Annotated in this window: 14 protein-coding genes; 10 read left to right on the forward strand and 4 right to left on the reverse strand. The window is 41.6% G+C overall.

Annotated features, from left to right (window positions below):
- The first annotated feature begins 124 nt into the window (after nucleotides 1-124).
- The 3 genes from purF to G586_RS0119770 all read left to right on the forward strand — a co-directional run bounded on the left by purF (nucleotide 125) and on the right by G586_RS0119770 (nucleotide 3775).
- Nucleotides 125-1564, forward strand: coding sequence for an amidophosphoribosyltransferase (gene purF, locus G586_RS0119760; protein WP_026529087.1), 1440 nt, complete (start codon nucleotides 125-127; stop codon nucleotides 1562-1564).
- A 222-nt stretch (nucleotides 1565-1786) separates the two neighbouring features.
- Nucleotides 1787-3220, forward strand: a complete 1434-nt coding sequence (purB, locus tag G586_RS0119765; RefSeq protein WP_026529088.1) for an adenylosuccinate lyase — start codon at nucleotides 1787-1789, stop codon at nucleotides 3218-3220.
- Nucleotides 3221-3352: 132 nt separating this feature from the next.
- Nucleotides 3353-3775, forward strand: a complete 423-nt coding sequence (locus G586_RS0119770; RefSeq protein WP_026529089.1) for a hypothetical protein — start codon at nucleotides 3353-3355, stop codon at nucleotides 3773-3775.
- 77 nt (nucleotides 3776-3852) lie between these two features.
- Here G586_RS0119770 and G586_RS0119775 read toward each other — a convergent pair whose 3' ends face one another.
- Nucleotides 3853-5484, reverse strand: a complete 1632-nt coding sequence (locus G586_RS0119775; protein WP_026529090.1) for an extracellular solute-binding protein — start codon at nucleotides 5482-5484, stop codon at nucleotides 3853-3855.
- A gap of 350 nt (nucleotides 5485-5834) precedes the next feature.
- On the opposite strand from G586_RS0119775, the gene G586_RS0119780 reads away from it, so the two are divergent.
- The 4 genes from G586_RS0119780 (at nucleotide 5835) to G586_RS24130 (ending at nucleotide 13446) form a co-directional block, all read left to right on the forward strand.
- Nucleotides 5835-8099: a helix-turn-helix domain-containing protein gene (locus tag G586_RS0119780; RefSeq protein ID WP_026529091.1), complete on the forward strand. Its 2265-nt coding sequence runs from the start codon at nucleotides 5835-5837 to the stop codon at nucleotides 8097-8099.
- Nucleotides 8100-8377: 278 nt separating this feature from the next.
- Nucleotides 8378-9394 (forward strand): ABC transporter permease, encoded by a 1017-nt coding sequence (locus tag G586_RS0119785; protein ID WP_242832070.1) that lies wholly within the window; start codon nucleotides 8378-8380, stop codon nucleotides 9392-9394.
- Between the two features lie 21 nt (nucleotides 9395-9415).
- On the forward strand, nucleotides 9416-10336 hold the full coding sequence (locus G586_RS0119790) for a carbohydrate ABC transporter permease (RefSeq protein ID WP_051204960.1): 921 nt from the start codon (nucleotides 9416-9418) through the stop codon (nucleotides 10334-10336).
- A gap of 299 nt (nucleotides 10337-10635) precedes the next feature.
- The gene (locus tag G586_RS24130; RefSeq protein ID WP_035773741.1) at nucleotides 10636-13446 is read left to right on the forward strand and encodes a glycoside hydrolase family 3 protein; all 2811 of its coding nucleotides are present in this window, start codon (nucleotides 10636-10638) and stop codon (nucleotides 13444-13446) included.
- A 117-nt stretch (nucleotides 13447-13563) separates the two neighbouring features.
- Here G586_RS24130 and G586_RS25400 read toward each other — a convergent pair whose 3' ends face one another.
- The 3 genes from G586_RS25400 to G586_RS24140 form a co-directional block, all read right to left on the reverse strand.
- The gene (locus tag G586_RS25400) at nucleotides 13564-13914 is read right to left on the reverse strand and encodes a helix-turn-helix domain-containing protein (protein ID WP_051204961.1); all 351 of its coding nucleotides are present in this window, start codon (nucleotides 13912-13914) and stop codon (nucleotides 13564-13566) included.
- Nucleotides 13904-14545: a hypothetical protein gene (locus tag G586_RS0119805; RefSeq protein WP_026529094.1), complete on the reverse strand. Its 642-nt coding sequence runs from the start codon at nucleotides 14543-14545 to the stop codon at nucleotides 13904-13906. The genes G586_RS25400 and G586_RS0119805 overlap by 11 nt, the downstream gene beginning before the upstream one ends.
- A 348-nt stretch (nucleotides 14546-14893) precedes the next feature.
- Complete coding sequence (locus G586_RS24140; RefSeq protein ID WP_035773743.1) at nucleotides 14894-15250, reverse strand: helix-turn-helix domain-containing protein; 357 nt, start codon at nucleotides 15248-15250, stop codon at nucleotides 14894-14896.
- A 169-nt stretch (nucleotides 15251-15419) separates the two neighbouring features.
- On the opposite strand from G586_RS24140, the gene G586_RS0119815 reads away from it, so the two are divergent.
- Genes G586_RS0119815 through G586_RS24150 form a run of 3 tightly spaced genes read left to right on the forward strand, consistent with a single transcriptional unit; the run spans nucleotide 15420 to nucleotide 18028 of the window.
- Entirely contained in the window at nucleotides 15420-16130 is a 711-nt protein-coding gene (locus G586_RS0119815) for a CpsB/CapC family capsule biosynthesis tyrosine phosphatase (protein WP_026529095.1), read from the forward strand.
- Nucleotides 16117-17199 (forward strand): LCP family protein, encoded by a 1083-nt coding sequence (locus tag G586_RS25405; RefSeq protein ID WP_051204962.1) that lies wholly within the window; start codon nucleotides 16117-16119, stop codon nucleotides 17197-17199. The genes G586_RS0119815 and G586_RS25405 overlap by 14 nt, the downstream gene beginning before the upstream one ends.
- Before the next feature lie 16 nt (nucleotides 17200-17215).
- On the forward strand, nucleotides 17216-18028 hold the full coding sequence (locus G586_RS24150; protein WP_051204963.1) for a YveK family protein: 813 nt from the start codon (nucleotides 17216-17218) through the stop codon (nucleotides 18026-18028).
- The last annotated feature ends 3 nt before the right edge of the window (nucleotides 18029-18031 follow it).

Below are 18031 nucleotides of genomic sequence, written 5' to 3' on the forward strand. Positions count from 1 at the left end.
ACATATAATACATAAAAAATCTTATGCAATTTATTTATTTTGTGAAAAACATTTATTGCACGAGAGCGTATTCTAATGGTACTATAGGTCTTGTTTTAGAAACTAAGACTTATAGGTATGAAAAATGAGCAATTATTTTTGTAATGAAACCGACAAAATAGGTGAAGAATGCGGCGTCTTCGGAATCTACGATTTTGATGGCGGTGATGTCGCACCTACAATTTATTACGGGCTATTGTCCCTTCAACACAGAGGACAGGAGAGCTGCGGTATAGCTGTCAGCGAAACAAATGGTCCGAAAGGAAAAGTAACGAGTCATAAGGACATGGGACTGGTTAATGAAGCGTTTGACCATGAGATTCTTTCAGGAATGCATGGTGACATCGGTGTTGGGCATGTGAGATATTCCACAGCCGGCAGCAGCACCAGAGAAAACGCTCAGCCCCTTGTCCTTAATTACGTTAAGGGGACACTTGCCATGGCCCACAACGGTAACCTCGTAAATGCGCCACAGCTTCGTGAGGAGCTCGCATATACAGGAGCGATTTTCCAAACCACGATTGACTCTGAGGTTATTGCCTATCACATAGCAAGGGAGAGACTCAACACTCCTAATGTTGAAGGCGCTGTGGCTAATGCCATGAAAAAGATCAAGGGAGCTTATTCACTTGTAATTATGTCTCCCAGGAAGCTTATAGGTGCAAGGGATCCCAATGGTTTCAGACCACTTGTAATCGGTAAGCGAGATAATGCATATATTCTTGCTTCCGAGACCTGCGCCCTTGATACTATAGGAGCAGAGTTTATCAGAAATGTGGAGCCCGGTGAGATAGTTACCATTTCTCCTGAAAAGGGAATTGAGTCCAACATGCAGATGGCCAGCAGCGTGAAGCATGGACATTGCATCTTCGAATACATTTACTTTGCAAGACCTGATAGTATTCTGGATGGCGTAAGCGTATATGAATCCAGAATTAAGGCAGGACGCTTTCTTGCAAAGGATTCACCGGTGGAAGCCGATGTGGTAGTAGGCGTTCCGGAATCAGGAAACGTTGCAGCTCTTGGCTACTCTATGGAGTCCGGAATTCCTTACGGACAGGCCTTTGTGAAAAACCAGTACATCGGCAGAACCTTCATCAAACCCGGACAGAAGAGCCGCGAGAGTAGCGTTCAGGTTAAGCTTAATGCTCTGAAAAATGCGGTTGATGGTAAGCGTGTTATCATGATAGATGATTCAATCGTTCGCGGAACCACCTCTGACAGAATAGTAAGAATGCTTAGAGATGCCGGTGCTACAGAAGTTCACATGAGAGTATCATCTCCGCCGTTCTTATGGCCCTGCTATTTTGGAACGGATGTACCCGCCAGAGAACAGCTTATCGCCTATAATAGAAGTATTGATGAGATATGCAAGATAATAGGTGCTGATTCTCTTGGATATCTGAGAGAAGAGAGACTTAGCGAAATAGTTGATAATAAATTTGAAATCTGTAAGGGATGCTTTACAGGTGATTACCCCGTAGCTCCGCCGGATGAGGACATCCGAGGAGAATTTGAAGCATAAGAGAAAAAACCACTTTCATAGCAGAAAGTTTAATGAAAAAAAGAACATGCCTACTAAGCAAGAAGGTGCAGTGAATAAAAAATATGCCTTCTAAACAGAAGGTGTAGTGAAGAAAAAACATGCCTTCTAAACAGAAGGTGCAGTGAAGAATAAACTCATGCCTTCCCCTTGGGGGGAAGGTGTCAGCGAAGCTGACGGATGAGGGGTCAAAAAGGAGGAAATATGAGCACAGACCGTTACACAAGCCCGCTTTCAGAGCGTTACGCAAGCCGCGAGATGCAGTACATCTTTTCACAGGACATGAAGTTCAAGACCTGGAGAAAGCTTTGGATCGCCCTTGCTGAGATCGAGCATGAGCTCGGACTTAATATCACACAGGAGCAGATTGATGAGCTCAAGGCACATCAGGATGACATTAACTATGAAGTGGCAATTGCAAGAGAGAAGGAAGTCCGCCACGACGTAATGAGTCATGTTTATGCGTATGGACAGCAGTGCCCCAAGGCAGCAGGAATCATTCACCTTGGCGCTACAAGCTGCTATGTTGGTGACAATACAGATATCATCATCATGACAGAGGCTCTTAAGCTTGTTCGCAAAAAGCTCCTTAATGTTATTTCAAGCCTTGCTAAGTTCGCAGACGAGTACAAGGATCTGCCTACTCTTGGCTTTACACATTTTCAGCCTGCACAGCCTACAACAGTAGGAAAAAGAGCATCACTTTGGCTTCAGGATTTCACAATCGATCTTGAGGACCTCGACTATGTTCTTGATAACATGAAGCTCCTTGGTTCTAAGGGAACAACAGGAACACAGGCTTCTTTCCTCGAGCTCTTCGATGGCGACCTCACTAAGGTTGATAAGCTTGATCCCATGCTCGCAGAGAAAATGGGCTTTAAGGGATGCATGGCAGTTTCAGGTCAGACCTATAGCCGTAAGATTGATATGAAGGTTGTAAACGTACTTGCAGGAATTGCAAGCTCAGCAACCAAGATGGCACAGGACATCAGACTTCTTCAGCACCTTAAAGAGGTTGAGGAGCCCCATGAAGCAAAGCAGATCGGCTCTTCAGCTATGGCATATAAGAGAAATCCTATGAGAAGTGAGAGAATCTGCTCACTTTCAAGATATGTGATCGTAGATACACTCAATCCCGCAATCACAGAGATTTCACAGTGGTTCGAGAGAACTCTTGATGACTCTGCTAATAAGAGACTTTCAATTCCTGAAGGCTTCCTTGCAATCGACGGTATCCTCGATCTTTGCATGAACGTAACAGATGGCCTTGTAGTTTATCCCAAGGTTATTGAGAAGCGCCTTATGTCAGAGCTTCCCTTCATGGCTACAGAAAACATCATGATGGATGCTGTTAAGCTTGGTGGCAACAGACAGGAGCTCCACGAGAAGATCAGAGAGCTCTCAATGATCGCAGGCGACCATGTTAAGAAGGATGGTAAGGACAATGACCTCCTCGACATGATCGTTAAAGATCCTGCCTTCCACATGACAGAGGACAAGATCAAGGAGTGCATGGATCCTAAGAAGTACACAGGCTGCAGTGCTCACCAGGTAGAGAGATTCCTCTCCGAGGTTGTAAATCCTATCCTTGAAGCAAATAAGGATGAGCTTGGCCTCACAGCAGAGATCAACGTCTGATCCGCATCCGTAATTTTGTTGTGAACAAAAATATTACCGGGACAGGGATAAATTACCTGCCCCGGTTTTTTATTCACTATAGCTTAGGGCCGTTTTAAGGCAGTAGATGTAGCCGCGTATATCAGGGCTAGAGTGAAGAGTTCTAAGTTAATTCGCGGCCGCAAAGGGCAGAAAACAGTAAATGCAGCCGCGTATATCAGGGCTAGAGTGAAGAGTTCTAAGCTAATTCGCGGCCGCAAAAGCCAGAAAACAGTAGATGCAGCCGCGTATTTCAAGGTTAGAGGGAAGAGTTTCGAGCTAATTCGCGGCCGCAAAAGCCAGAAAACAGTAAATGTAGCCGCGTATATCAGGGCTAGAGGTAAGCGTTTCAAGCTAATTCGCGGCCGCAAAGGGCAGAAAACAGTAAATGCAGCCGCACATATCAGAGTTTTAGTGATTAGATACCGAATGAATGTCATGAGACACCATATCCCAGATAGACCAACTGCAGCGGAGAAGGCAGAAATGCTTTGGACGCCGACAAACCTTCATCATTCACAGCCCGGAGCTGAATAAAGCTAAAAACCTGCAGGCTTTCACCTGCAGGTTTTTTACGTTATCTTATGTTCATTTGAACAAGGGGAATATTTGAATTATTTGTTAAATCTGTCGTATGCAGCCTGCTTAAGCTCGATTACACGCTCAATGTTCATGCTCTTTACTGTATCGATGAACTCATCGTACTCGTCGAGAGACTTGGAACCTGTTACGAAGGAGAGAAGGTTCTCCTGGATGTAAGTTGAGAGGTCAGAGAAGATATCTGAGTACTCAGCTGTCTCATCAAGGTTCATTGTTGCGTATGAAGGATAGTAGGTTGCTTCGTGATCGAAATCATTCCATGTGTCGCACATCTTGAAGTCATCCTGTGATACGAACTGAAGTTCTCTTTCCCAATCATAGTAGATACCGGGCCATGAAGGTTCATATGTGTAAATACGCATTGCCTCGTCATAAGAAAGGCCGTCAGCGTTGTTTGCGATTACATCTGTGAATACAGGCTTTCCATCATCGCCCATTGTGAAGGTCTCGCCCTCTTTACCGTAGTTACCGAAGAGTGCACCCTCATCTGTGTACATGTAGTCGATCCACTTAAGAACAAGCTCAGGGTTCTTGCAGTCAGCTGAGATTACCCATGAAGCGTTTGTATCGGGAACAACATAACCACTCTTAACTGTGTCACCTGCATTTGCTACAGGTACCTTTAATGCGGAGAAGGAAGCATCCTCATCTGTCATTGAAGGAAGGAACAGTGCTGAAGGAATTGTGTACATTGTGCAGGTTACGCCTGTGCTGTCGTTTGAGATAAGAACTGAGTTACCCCAGGGATTTGTCTCAGAAGCAAAGTCAGGATCGATAAGTCCCTCGTTGTACCATTTATTAAGAAGTGTAAGGAACTCGCGAACCTTCTCGGGCTCGTTGAAGAGTGCCTGCTTAACTTCTCCGTTTTCCTGATAGAAATCTGTAAGGTTGTAAACGCCCATGCCTGCGCCAAGGTTCCAAAGCCATACGGGATATGCTGAAAGTGCTGCGGAAGCGCCCTTCTCATCCTTGAATGCCTTGAGCATGTTTTCCCAATCCTCATATGTCTCAGGTGTGCTAAGACCAAGATCATCGAGCCAGTCCTGACGAACTACATATCCATAGAAGGAAGGCTGAGATGTCTGAAGGATTGAATAGATCTGTACATAACGACCTTCGTCTGTTACAGCTGCCTTCTGAACGTTCTCGCTGGACTTCTTAAGTGCCTCGAGATAGTGAGGTGCATACTTAGGTAAAAGATCTGTAAGATCAAGGAAATATCCATCATCTACAGCAGCGTCGAGACCATCTTTATATGTAATGCCCTGTGATGCGCTGTAAAACATAACGTCCGGAAGCTCTCCTGATGTGAAGAGAAGGTTGAACTGCTCTGATTCTGTCTGAGCAGCAGGAACCTGCCAGTTGATATGTACGTTTGTGCGCTCCTCAAGCTCCTTATAATATGGATTGTTGTTGTAGTCACCACCATTCTTTGCCATAGCTGTTGAATCGTTGAGCATCCATACAGAAATGTCTGTTTTCTCGTCGCAAAGTGGAAGAGTAAGTTCCGCATTTGCATCAACCTCAGATGCTACTGTGTCAGATCCGGAAGCCTTAGCGGCATCCTTTGATGATGATCCACATCCTGCAACTACTGATGCGGTCATTACCAGTGAGAGTAAAAGTGCTATACCTCTTTTTTTCATTATTAACCTCCTAAAACGGTTCTTTATTTTTGCGTCGGATTTGTTTTGCCGGCGAATTCATTTTGTGAGCTTAGTATATTTTTGGTGGCGATGACAAACAAGGGCTAGTATTTTTTGACGGTCATCTTTTTTGATAAAAACCCATGCCCAAAAATTGATTTTGGCTTCCAATTCTTGTTGTAAAAATTGGGTGTATACACCTGCAAGCCCAGTAAAATAGCGAGGTTTGGGAATGCATAAAATGGGAGTGACATTAGTACTAATTTAAAGCTTTTTTAAGAATATAATCACAAAATTTGTGGTAAAATCCTTAATGGGATAATTTGTTATTGCGGAGGATTTTTTTATAGATGAGTAAGGACAACAAGCCCTTCGGTGGGAGCATTTTCAGATCAATAATGAGCTCCTACATTATAATATGCGGAATAATCCTTCTTGGGACGATGGTCGGTTATTTATATAACTATAGAGTACTTAATAATAACACGGCATCTCTTGCATCTCAGAAGGCACAAATAACAGCTTCAAATCTTGATACCGAATTTGGTCAGCTCACTGCGAGCATGGCCAATATTGCTGCGGACAGAGATCTTTTAAAGACACTTGATTACTCCGAGAGCATGATGGGAACTCAGATTCATGAGCTGTCAGAGCTGCGAGGCCTCATTATGGATAATATCCATAGAAATACGATTAAAGAGGCCTATGTTTACTATATTGATACTAATTCTATTTTCTCGACATCTTCAAGATACTGGAATTCAGGGGTAATAGATTCTTATATTAAAAGTCTTGGACTGCCCCCTGAAGACTTTAGCAGAATAATGAATTTTGGAGGTATAGAAGGCGGTCATATTTTTTCAGACGGACGAATTTGGATAATGAGCAATGTCTATGACGACCATTATAAAAAGAAGGCAGTAATTGTCTTTGAATGTCTGATGAGCGAGATAGATATCGGAGAGGCTCCTGATAACGTGACTATCCTTACAGATGGATATAATGATGTGTATGTATCTGATGAGGGCAGAGCAGAAGTAGGAGGATTAGTACTTGCAGATCCAGCAAATATGGAATTTAAAAGCAACGGATACTATTATGCGGGGGCAAAGCTTTCAACCGCACCCTGGACGTGCTTTGTGGGAACGCCAATATCCAAATTGTACAGACCCATAAGGATTTTCTGGGTTATTTTTGTAATAGAACTGGTTGGTGCCATAGCAATTATGCTGTTTATGTCATTTCAATCGACAAAAAAGCTTTGGAAACCGCTACAGGGATTGCTTGATGTCATAAATGAGGAAGAGGACACAGGATTTATGGAGACCTTCAAGAGTATTAACAACAAGGTTTCCACGATAATGTCGGAAAACTCACTTATGCATAGGAATGTAACACAGCTTGAACCATATATGTATGAAAATCGCATAAGACGAGTGTTTGATGGTGATATAAATACTGAAAAAGCTGTTTCCAAGACTTTTAGCGAGTTTACGAATATTCCTGAGGGCATTCCCTGGTCGATGATAGTTGTAAGGCCAAGGGATGAGAGACAGGGAGCGCTCTCCGGCGAAAAAGGATCTATTTCTCCCGATAAAACAGGGGAGGATATCATGTCATTTACTCTCAAAAACATCATTGATGAGCTTTTGGGAACTACTGACAGCAGAGTATATAAATATGAAAAGGATTACCTTGTTTTCATAAAGGCTGATGGAAATGCTGACAGAAAAATACTCGAGGAAAAGCTTGAAGAGCTGCACACCTTCTATAATCAGACTTTAAAAGAGCCTATTTACCTGCTTTTAGGTGAAGTGTACGACAATTTTGAAAATGTAAGAGATATTTATATAGAGCTCAAAACTGAGCTGGAGTATAGGATTTTCTGGAGAGGAGGTCCTGATTCCGATGATGTCTGGGTTATGAACTCAGATCAGTCTGAAGATGATATGGTGGACTTTGACGAGTACTCCGGTACAGTAAGGATGATGCTGAACTGTCTTGAAACCGGCAATTTCAAGGAGGCATATCAGATGCTGGACACCTACCTTGATAAGGCGTTTCCCCATAACAGGAGGTATCTTCGCCAGAATAATTACCGTATGTATGCTCTTGCTGCAATTTTGACCATGTCCATTTCTTATAGGATGGAAAAAGCTGACAAAGAGTTCATGGAAAGCCTCAATTATGAGGAAAGACTCATGGCAGTAACAAGCATGGAAGAGCTTAAGGAGACAAGTAAGGAAATTTTCTCTTCTATAATAGAATATGTGGAAGAGAAGGAAAAAGATGGAATACCTGCCTGGATGGATGATGTTCAGGTTTACATACAGGAACACTACACTGAACAGGGCTTCTCAGTCTCCGGAATCGCTGATGAGTACGGATTTACCGTATCGCATCTCTCAAGAACCTTTAAGAGCGTCATGGGAGTAGGCCTTCTTGAGTACATTCAAAAGCTTCGCGTAGATAAGGCAAAGGAGCTTCTTAATGCGGGTGCATCAGTAAATGATGCAGCAGTAGGATCAGGATATCTTGATGCCAAGGCCTTAACAAGAACCTTCAAGAGATATGAGGGTATAACTCCCGGTGCATATCGCGACAGTAAAAAATAGCAGGCCCTGACCCAGCATAAATCCAGTGTTTTTCAGATGGTTCGCATTTTTTTACAATAAAAATAACATATCGATATCAAAAATCGCCCCCCTAAAAAGAGCAAAAATTTAGCTTTAAAACAAAAGCTGGTTCTTTTTAGGGGGATTTTTTTGCCTTATGGTGTAAATACGAAAATGAGTCACGGCTCGTGATGTGAAAAATATCATTAGAAGCTGTGGAAAGAAATCAACGCATCTTATATGTTGCGAAATGTAATTTAGAAATAGGAGGAACACAAATGGCTATCGCTAGAGCGTCGTTATCAGAGCGACCGGAAAGGAAGACAAAGGAAAAGAAAAAAGAGGTTAAGATGACAAAGCCCGTTAAGGAAAGGAAATATACCAAAGAGGCAATTGTCAGAGACTTTAAGAGAAACTGGAAGAGATATCTTTTAATTCTCCCTCTCATCTTATTTTATGTAGTGTTTGCATATCTGCCTATGGGCGGTATCCTGATGGCATTTTCCGATTACAAACCAAAGCTTGGAATATTCGGAAGCCTTTTTAAGAGATTTGTCGGACTTCAGAACTTTACGGATTTCTTCGGATCATTCTATTTCTGGAGACTTATGAAGAACACAATCCTTCTTAATGGATGGAGTCTTCTTATAGGATTCCCTGTAACAATCATTCTTGCTCTTCTTATTAATGATATAGGAAATAAGCACTTTAAGAAGACTGTTCAGACAATCAGTTATCTGCCTTACTTTATTTCAATGGTAGTTGTCTGCGGTATCGTAGTTGACTTCTGTAAGACAACAGGTGTTCTCGGAACACTTATGACAACACTTACAGGAAAAACTCAGAACCTTTTGGGTGTAGCTTCTTATTGGAGAACAATTTATATCTCATCAGATCTGTGGCAGGGACTTGGATTTGGAACAATCCTTTATATAGCAGCTCTGTCAGGTGTTGATAAACAGCTGTATGAAGCAGCAAAGATTGACGGTGCAGGACACTGGAAGCAGCTTATTCACGTAACACTTCCCGGAATCAGCCAGACAATCATCATCATGCTGATCTTAAGAGTTGGAATGCTTATGGCATCCAGCTATGAAAAGACAATCCTTATGTATAACTCACAGATTTATGATACAGCTGATATCATTGCATCATATGTTTACAGAAAGGGTCTCATGGATGGTGATTACAGCTATTCAACTGCGGTAGGTCTTTTCAACTCGCTGATAAATCTGGTGCTTATAATTACAACCAATAAGCTCAGCCGTAAATACACAGAGACATCTCTGTTCTAATATTTGGAGGTTTTATTAAAAATGAGTTCTATAGCTATTACACCTAAGGAAAACAGAATCAAGAGCAGTTTTTCAAGAAAAATGTTCGTTGGATTTAACTATACATTACTTACAGTTCTGGCAGTTATCTTTATCCTGCCCGTACTCCATGTACTCTTTTCATCAATAAGTGATCCCTATTGGCTGAACACAAAGAGTGGTCTTGTGCTTCTCCCTCATGGAATCAACTTTACTGGATACAAGCTGGTATTTAACAATGCTGACCTTATCAGAGGCTTCATCAATACCGGAATTTATGTTACTACAGCAACAGTACTTGGCCTTGTTATCACAATTGTCAGTGCTTATGTGCTTTCAAGAAAGGATATGCTGTTTGTTGACCTTATCATGATGCTGATCTCATTCACAATGATCTTCGGCGGCGGAATTGTTCCTTCTTATATTATTATGCAGAAGCTCGGACTTCTTAATACAAGATGGGCAGTTATCCTTCCGGCATGTGTTTCAACTTACAACCTGATCATCATGAGAACAGCATTCCAGACAGTTCCGCCAGCACTTGAAGAATCAGCAAGACTTGACGGAGCAGGAGACCTCACGGTTATTTTCCAGGTTCTTCTTCCACTTGTTAAGGCAAGCGCAGCAACCATCGCTCTCTATTACATTATTGCTCACTGGAATTCATGGTTCCAGGCATCAATGTACCTCCAGAACCGTGAGCTTTTCCCTCTTCAGCTGGTGCTCAGAGAGATACTTATCGTAAATGACGCCAACACCGCGGCCAGCATGTCTGCTCTTGATGCGGTTTCTGATGCGAATGCATATAAGCAGCTCGTAAAATATGCTGTAATTATAGTATCCAGTGCACCTATGATCATAGTTTATCCTTTTGTAATGAAGTACTTTGAGTCAGGCGTTATGGTCGGCGCGGTAAAAGGCTGATATATGGCTACTTCATTGGGAAACCGATATTTACTACTTTAGCCTTCCACCAGGAGAAATGGTATATACTCTTTAGCCTTCCCCCAGGAGAAATGGTATATACTCTTTAAGCCTTCCCCCCAGGAGAAATGGTATATACTCTTTAAGCCTTCCCCTTGGGGGGAAGGTGGCGCGCAGCGCCGGATGAGGGGATCATAATTCAATGCATTTAGTTAAAAACGATTGGAAATTGTCCTTAGTTTCCTATAAAATATATATTGCTACACATTTTTTTATAAAAATATGAGAAGGAGTTTTCTATGGCAAAGACTTGGAATATAGAAAAATTCAAAAAGACTGCAAGAAAAGCGGCAGCTGAGGGTATTGTTCTTATAAAAAACGATAAAAATGCACTTCCCCTTGAGAAGGGCACAAAGCTTTCTGTTTTTGGAAGAAGTCAGATGAACTACTACAAGAGCGGAACAGGCTCGGGCGGCATGGTTAACGTTGACTATGTTGTAGGAATCTATGAGGCTCTCGAGGCTTCAAAGAGCATTAAAGTCAACAAGGATGTCCGCGCTGCGTATGAGAAATTTGTAGAGGAGAATCCTTTTGATGTTGGTGTGGGCTGGGCAGCAGAGCCCTGGTTCCAGAAGGAAATGCCCCTTAGTGATGCGCTCGTAAAAGATGCTGCAGCTAAGTCTGATGCCGCTGTTTTCATAATCGGAAGAACAGCAGGAGAAGATCAGGATAATAAAAATGAGAAGGGTAGCTATCTTCTTACAGATGAGGAAAAGGACGCCCTTAAGAAGGTTTGCAAGGAATTTTCACGTACTATCGTACTTCTTAACGTGGGAAATATCATCGATATGAAGTGGGTAGAGGAGATTGGTCCTGAGGCTGTTCTCTATGTATGGCAGGGCGGTCAGGAAGGCGGCAACGCTGTACTTGACGTACTTACAGGTGCTGTTAATCCTTCAGGTAAGCTTTCCGATACTATTGCAAAGAATATCGAAGATTACGCTTCAACTGAGAATTTCGGATCAGAAAAGAGAAACTTCCAGGCAGAAGATATATACGTTGGTTACCGCTATTTTGAGACCTTTAATAAGGATGCTGTACTGTATCCTTTCGGCTATGGTCTTTCTTATACAACTTTTGATATTGCGCTTGGAGAATTCTCCTATGACAGCAAGGAAGGTGCAACCTTGGAGGTTCTTGTTACCAATACAGGTGACAGGGCAGGAAAAGAGGTGGTACAGGTCTATCTTGAAGCTCCCCAGGGTGTTCTCGGAAAGCCTGCAAGAGAGCTTGTTGCATTCGGAAAGACTGATCTTCTTGAGCCCGGTCAGATGCAGAGCATAGAATTTGACATTCCTAAGTATTGGATGTCTTCATATGATGATAGTGGCGCTACAAAGCACAAGTCAGCATATGTTATGGAGGCAGGTACTTACAGAATATATGCCGGAAGCGATGTTAGAAGCGCTGAGGCAGCAGGCGAGTTTGAGCTTAAGACGCTTGAAGTGATCGATGAGTGCGAGGAAGCTTATGCTCCTGTAAAAGAATTTGATCGTATAAAGCCCATGGAAGCGAAGAACGGATTCAAGAGAGGTTCTGAAAAGGTTCCTGTAAGAAAGCTTGATCCAAACAAGAAGAGAAAAGACAGACTTCCCAAGGTACTTCCATATACAGGAGATAAGGGCTTTAAGCTCAAGGACGTAGAAGATAAAAATGTATCGATGGAAGGCTTTATTGCACAGCTTTCCGATTCAGATCTTATCGCTATGATGCGCGGAGAGGGAATGTGTTCTCCCAAGGTAACGGCGGGGATTGCAGGCGCATATGGCGGAGTGACTGATAGATTAAAGGATTTTGGCATTCCTGTTGGCGGATGCTCCGATGGCCCCAGCGGAATCAGAATGGACTGCGGTACACATGCATTTTCACTTCCTAACGGAACATGTCTTGCATGTACCTTTGATGAGGATATAAATGAGGAGCTTTTCACATGGGAGGCTCTTGATCTTAGAAGAAACAGAATAGACGCTCTTCTTGGACCCGGTATGAATATTCACAGAAGTCCCCTGAACGGAAGAAACTTTGAGTACTTCTCAGAGGATCCGATGCTCACAGGGAAACTGGTTTCTGCCCAGTTACGCGGACTTCACAAGTATGATGTCACAGGTGTTATCAAGCACTTTGCGGGTAACACACAGGAATTCAAGAGACATCATGTTGATAATGTTGTTTCAGAGAGAGCACTTCGTGAGATTTATCTGAAGGCTTTCGAAATTGCGGTTCGTGAGGGAGAGGCTCGTGCAATCATGAGTACCTACGGCCCTGTAAACGGTATCTGGACTGCCAGCAGCTATGACCTTCTTACAACAATCCTTCGCGGTGAGTGGGGATTTGATGGAATTGTAATGACTGACTGGTGGGCAATGGGTAACGATGAAGCAGGTGCTCCCGGCGACTACAAGAATGTAGCTGCTCAGGTTCGAGCTCAGAATGACCTCAACATGGTAAATACCAGTGCAGAGGAAAATTCCGGCGGAGACAACTTGGATGAAGCTCTTAAGGACGGAAGACTTACAAGAGCTGAGCTTGCAAGATGTGCTGCCAATATCTGCAGATTCCTTCTTAAGACACCTGCATTCAGACATATGCTTGGTGAGGAGTCAGCCCTGGATAAGGAGCTGGCAAAAGCAATCTCTGCTGAGGACGCAAGCCTTCAGGAGCTCATTGAAGTCAAGTTCGCAGAAGACGAGATGGATCTTGACGTAAAGGACATCAAGGTTGCAAAGGGTGCCACAACATCCTTTGTTATCACAACAACAAGAAGATGCACCATGAAGCTTGAGCTTGTGATGAGAGCTGATAAGAACCAGCCTGATGTGGCACAGCTCCCTATGTCCGTTTTCCAGGATAAGATGCTCGTTAAATCTCATACACTTACTGGCATGGAGAAGGATTGGCAGACTGTAACAATCGACCTTCACCCTGCTATGGTAGGCAATTCCTACCTGAAGATTTACTTCGCTCAGGCAGGTATTGAGATAAAGTCAGCAAAGCTCAAGAAGGATAAGGATCTTGAGGAAATGTTCAAGAGAGGAATCTCTGAATTATAATAATTTACCATAAGCCATTTGATATAAAACACCAAAAAGAACTCCACAAAAGCAGAATTAGCTTTTAGGGAGTTCTTTTACTTATGCCATAGGAAATAATTGTAAAGGCTTACTGTCTTAATCGCAAAGATTTACAACAGCTAATACGATTTTGTAAATCTTTTCCTGCTGCGCAGGGGAAAGTGTAGTAATGAGCTTATAGCATTTTAATGGATAGCGGTTATGCTCATCATCTGAAAAGTCGACTGAGCTAAAATCGCTAAGTAAATCATTTAGGGAAATGTTAAGAGCATCACAGATTTTCATCATTGTAAGAATAGTAGGAGCTTTAAGACCGCACTCAAGTTTACTAATATAAGTATGATGCAGACCGCTCTTTATGGCAAGCTCGTCCTGAGAGAATCCTCTTGATAATCGTCTGTTTCTGATCTGTAGTCCGAATTCACGGACAATAGCTTCATTCGTCATTTTCATCTGCCTCGCTATACTCTGAAGTAATGAACTGCCAGTCATCGTAGAGTGCAGTTTCCTCCGTAATCTCATATCCTTCTGAGATGTATCCGGAAGAAGGTAGTTCATCATATGAGGTCTCGGATAAAGTCAGGTAAAGAACCTGCTTGCCTTCCTCTGTTTCAAACATTGTTATAGGAAAAAAGATTGTTCCGGTTTCAGCATCAGTTGAAATGCTTAAGCCGTCTTCTTCCTTCGTTTTTCTGCTAAGGTAATTTGAGACAGTATCCTTTGCATTTATAAATTCGTCTTCATCCCTGAAGTAAAGATAAGAATAAGCTTCAAAGATAGATTCATCATCATCGTTATAATAGATTTCAAAAGTGCTATCGTAGTCAAGAAAACATGTAACTCCATCACTACGTATGCAGTCTTCATCTTCTATATAAGTGATTCCGTTTTTAAACAGAAGCGTGGTTAAAGATTTTTTTGAAGTGTAGTCGGCTACAAGGACATCTAAAACGCTTCCGTTCTTTTCGATTTTTTTCTCGGTAGGAATATTTGAAAGAGTACTATCCTTTTTTGAGCAGCCGGACATCAACAGAACAGTTGATGCAATAAGCATCGAAGTCATAACTTTTTTGTTCATCAGCAGTAAGCTACCTTCCATAATTCTAATTAATAATGTAGGAACCCATGCAATAAACAAGGGTTCCTACAAGTATAATGTTACATTTTGGGAGATATAACATCAACAAACACTAGAAATATTATATACCTATATGTTAAATTTAGATAGTATGAAAATAAATGAAATTATAAAAAGATGGTTAAATAGTGCTTTTAAACAAAATAACCGAAATAATCGCAACAAAAAAACCGCCTAAATTAAGATATATCAAAACACTAATATGACTATGAGAAAAAAGTGAATTCAATATGGGACATAACAATTTGAATATATTGAAAAGAATAAAATGAGGAAAAGCCAGAAAAGTTACTGCTCTATAGAGATATCATCATTATCCAGATCTCTTATAGTTGTAGCAATGTTAATAATTGCCTGACTCTTTTTATCATTACAGTTTTTGAGGATCTGTGAGAGTGCGTCCATGTAAGCGTCGAATCTTAAATCAGAACTATCCTGAAGAAGAGAATCAATTGTAACAGTAAGCGTATTGGATACGCGAACCAGCGCAGGCAATCCAATCTTGGTAGAACCGGTCTCAATGTGACTAACGTGTGTTGCACTCATGTCAGTTAATTCAGCAAGCTGTTCCTGAGTGTAGCCACACTTCTTACGTGCATCATGAATTCTTGCGCCAACTTTTTTGTAGTCGATAATGTTTTCCATAATAAAATCTCCAAAATATATATTTCTTAAAATTTTATCAAATATTGACAGTAAAAATGCACAAAATTGAGATAAGCATATTGTAAGAAATAGAAATTTGTAATAGAATGTCAAATATAGGCAGAAAAATAGAAAATAATGCCTAAAAAAGGATAGATAAGCGGAGACGATGATAGACTTTCACACACATATACTTCCAGGAATAGATGATGGCAGCAGGGACTCTCATATGACCAGGGATATGCTTCTTGCAGAAAGGGAGCATGGTGTTGACAAGATAGTATTCACTCCGCATTTTTATGCGCAGCAGGAAAACGTTCAGACATTCATTAGGAAAAGACAGGAGGCTTATGAACGAACACTGGAGCTTTCGTCTGAACTCGGACTGGATATGGATTTTAAGCTTGGTGCCGAAGTCTATTATTTTCCGGGAATAGGGAGAGCAGATATGCTTCCGCTGCTACGCATGGGGGACACCAATTATCTGTTGCTTGAGATGCCATTTGCTCAATGGACTGAGGAAATATACCTTGATGTTGTGGATATTTTACACAAACAGAAGATAGATATAATACTTGCACACATTGAGAGGTTTTACCAATTCCAGAAGGATAAATACATATGGAAGGAAATTATGAAGCTTCCTATAGTAATGCAGATTAATACAGGGAGCCTTTTTGAATGGCGGACCAGAAGGTTTGACAAGAAGCTTATTTTGGATGGATATAAGGTACTTCTTGGAACTGACTGTCACAATATGACAAGCAGAGTTCCAAATATGAGAGAGGGAAGGAAAATGTTGGAGAAAAAGCTCTGCGCTGATTTTCTCAATGAGATTGATTATCGCGGGGAGCGAGTTTGGAGTAATGAGAAGATTTGAAAAGACAAAGGTGTTCATCACAGTTGGAGGCGCTGTTTTAGCAATAATACTCCTGTTTTTCGGGATAAACATTATTGAAGATAAAATGGATCAGCGTGCTTATGCTGAGAACTTTGATGAGGATGAAGATGATGAAGAAGAGGACTATTACGAACTTGCCGAGGATGAGATAAAAATCGGAAGTACTATTTACAAATTTGATTCATCTTCAAAAAATTATCTGATAATCGGAACAGATAAGAGCGGAAGCACTGAAGACGATAATGAATACCATGGCAAGATGGCAGATTTTCTCCTTCTTGTAACAATTAACAGATTAGATAACAACTATGCATTTTTGCAAATTGACAGAGATACAGTAACAGAAGTGCCAATGATGACTGCAGATGGAACCGCGTATGCTAAGGCCACCCAGCAGATATGCACAGCCCATTATTACGGAGGTAACGAAGAGGAGAGCTGTGAGAATACAGTAGATGCTGTTTCGCTTATGCTTGGAGGCATACCAATAGAGGGGTATTACTCCTTAAATATGGAGCAGATACCCAAGCTAAATCACATTGTTGGCGGTGTAACGGTAACGGTTTCAAGTGATCTTACAGCTGCTGATCCCACCCTCATAGAGGGAGAGACAATAACCCTTTCTGATGAGCAGGCTTATAACTACGTTCATTCGAGAATGAATGTGGCAGATGGCTCTAATCAGGACAGAATGCGCAGGCAGCATGAGTATATGGATGGTTATCTGCAGAAGATAATTGATAATACCAAAGCAAATCCGAATTTTCCTAACGTAGCGTTTAAGGAAATGATGGACTGTGCACAGACAAACATGTCTGGCAATGATATATCAAAAATCCTTAACAGGATAAGTCAGGGAGAAAATCTTGGAATCAAGACCTTCGAAGGAGCCCATAAGCTTGGAATGCTTTTAGGAGATGGTATTGAGCATCAGGAATTCTATATAGATTATGATTCTTTTCTTAATGTAATGACAGAACTTTACAAACTTGAAGAAGTAAGATCTGTGCCACAGGCGGAGGAGGAAGAGAGCGAGGAAGAAGAATAAAACAATGGGGAATAGCATGGAAAAAAAGAAAACGGTAGGTGATACTGCCGACACCATACTGATCAAGGAGCAGAACAAAAAGACAGAGATAGATCTTGTGGAATTGTTCTTTTACCTTGAAACGAAGCTAAAATGGATTGCTTTATTTTTTGCAACAGGTGCAGTGATATCAGGACTGATAACTTTCTTTCTTATAACACCTATGTATTCTGCAACTGCAAAGCTTTACATGGTATCAGCATCAAGCGATACACTTGTAAACCTTACAGACCTAAACCTTGGTACAAGCTTATCAGCAGACTATCAGGAAGTAATAAAGATAAGACCTATATTTGAGGATGTCATTGATGAGCTGGAGCTTCCATATTCTTATGAGCAGCTCCGTGATATGACATCAATCACTGTAGTAAACAATACGAGAATTTTATCGATAAAGGTGACAAGTCCTGATCCAAAGGAGGCTATGGAAATAGCTAATGCGATGGCTAAGGACGCAGAGAATCAGGTTCCCAAGCTCATGGACACATCTAAGCCTCATATAATAGAGCCTGCAATTGTACCTGAGAAGAAGAGCTCACCCAGCTATTCAAAGAACATAGTAATTGGTGCACTTATCGGATTAGTAATCATACTAACCATTCTTACGACAATATTCGTTATGGATGACACCTTCAACTCAGCTGAAGATGTTGAGAAGATGTTTGGCATTATGCCCCTTACTACCATACCTGAGAGCGATATAGGATCTCTGTCTGAGCTCCTCGAGCACGAGGGTAAGAAGAAAAAAGGATTAGCCGGTTTACTTAAGAACCGGAAGAAAGGGGCATGAGAA

It is taken from the genome of Butyrivibrio sp. VCD2006 (genome assembly GCF_000423925.1).
Lineage (GTDB): Bacteria > Bacillota > Clostridia > Lachnospirales > Lachnospiraceae > Butyrivibrio.

Bases quoted from the DNA above. Each gene is read 5' to 3' on its own strand.
- G586_RS0119785 (WP_242832070.1), top strand. From the start codon at position 8,378: ATGGCTATCGCTAGAGCGTCGTTATCAGAGCGACCGGAAAGGAAGACA.
- purB (WP_026529088.1), top strand. From the start codon at position 1,787: ATGAGCACAGACCGTTACACAAGCCCGCTTTCAGAGCGTTACGCAAGC.
- G586_RS24150 (WP_051204963.1), top strand. From the start codon at position 17,216: ATGGAAAAAAAGAAAACGGTAGGTGATACTGCCGACACCATACTGATC.
- G586_RS25405 (WP_051204962.1), top strand. From the start codon at position 16,117: ATGAGAAGATTTGAAAAGACAAAGGTGTTCATCACAGTTGGAGGCGCT.
- G586_RS0119790 (WP_051204960.1), top strand. From the start codon at position 9,416: ATGAGTTCTATAGCTATTACACCTAAGGAAAACAGAATCAAGAGCAGT.
- G586_RS0119780 (WP_026529091.1), top strand. From the start codon at position 5,835: ATGAGTAAGGACAACAAGCCCTTCGGTGGGAGCATTTTCAGATCAATA.
- G586_RS25400 (WP_051204961.1), bottom strand. From the start codon at position 13,914: ATGACGAATGAAGCTATTGTCCGTGAATTCGGACTACAGATCAGAAAC.
- G586_RS24130 (WP_035773741.1), top strand. From the start codon at position 10,636: ATGGCAAAGACTTGGAATATAGAAAAATTCAAAAAGACTGCAAGAAAA.
- G586_RS0119775 (WP_026529090.1), bottom strand. From the start codon at position 5,484: ATGAAAAAAAGAGGTATAGCACTTTTACTCTCACTGGTAATGACCGCA.
- G586_RS24140 (WP_035773743.1), bottom strand. From the start codon at position 15,250: ATGGAAAACATTATCGACTACAAAAAAGTTGGCGCAAGAATTCATGAT.
- purF (WP_026529087.1), top strand. From the start codon at position 125: ATGAGCAATTATTTTTGTAATGAAACCGACAAAATAGGTGAAGAATGC.
- G586_RS0119815 (WP_026529095.1), top strand. From the start codon at position 15,420: ATGATAGACTTTCACACACATATACTTCCAGGAATAGATGATGGCAGC.
- G586_RS0119805 (WP_026529094.1), bottom strand. From the start codon at position 14,545: ATGAACAAAAAAGTTATGACTTCGATGCTTATTGCATCAACTGTTCTG.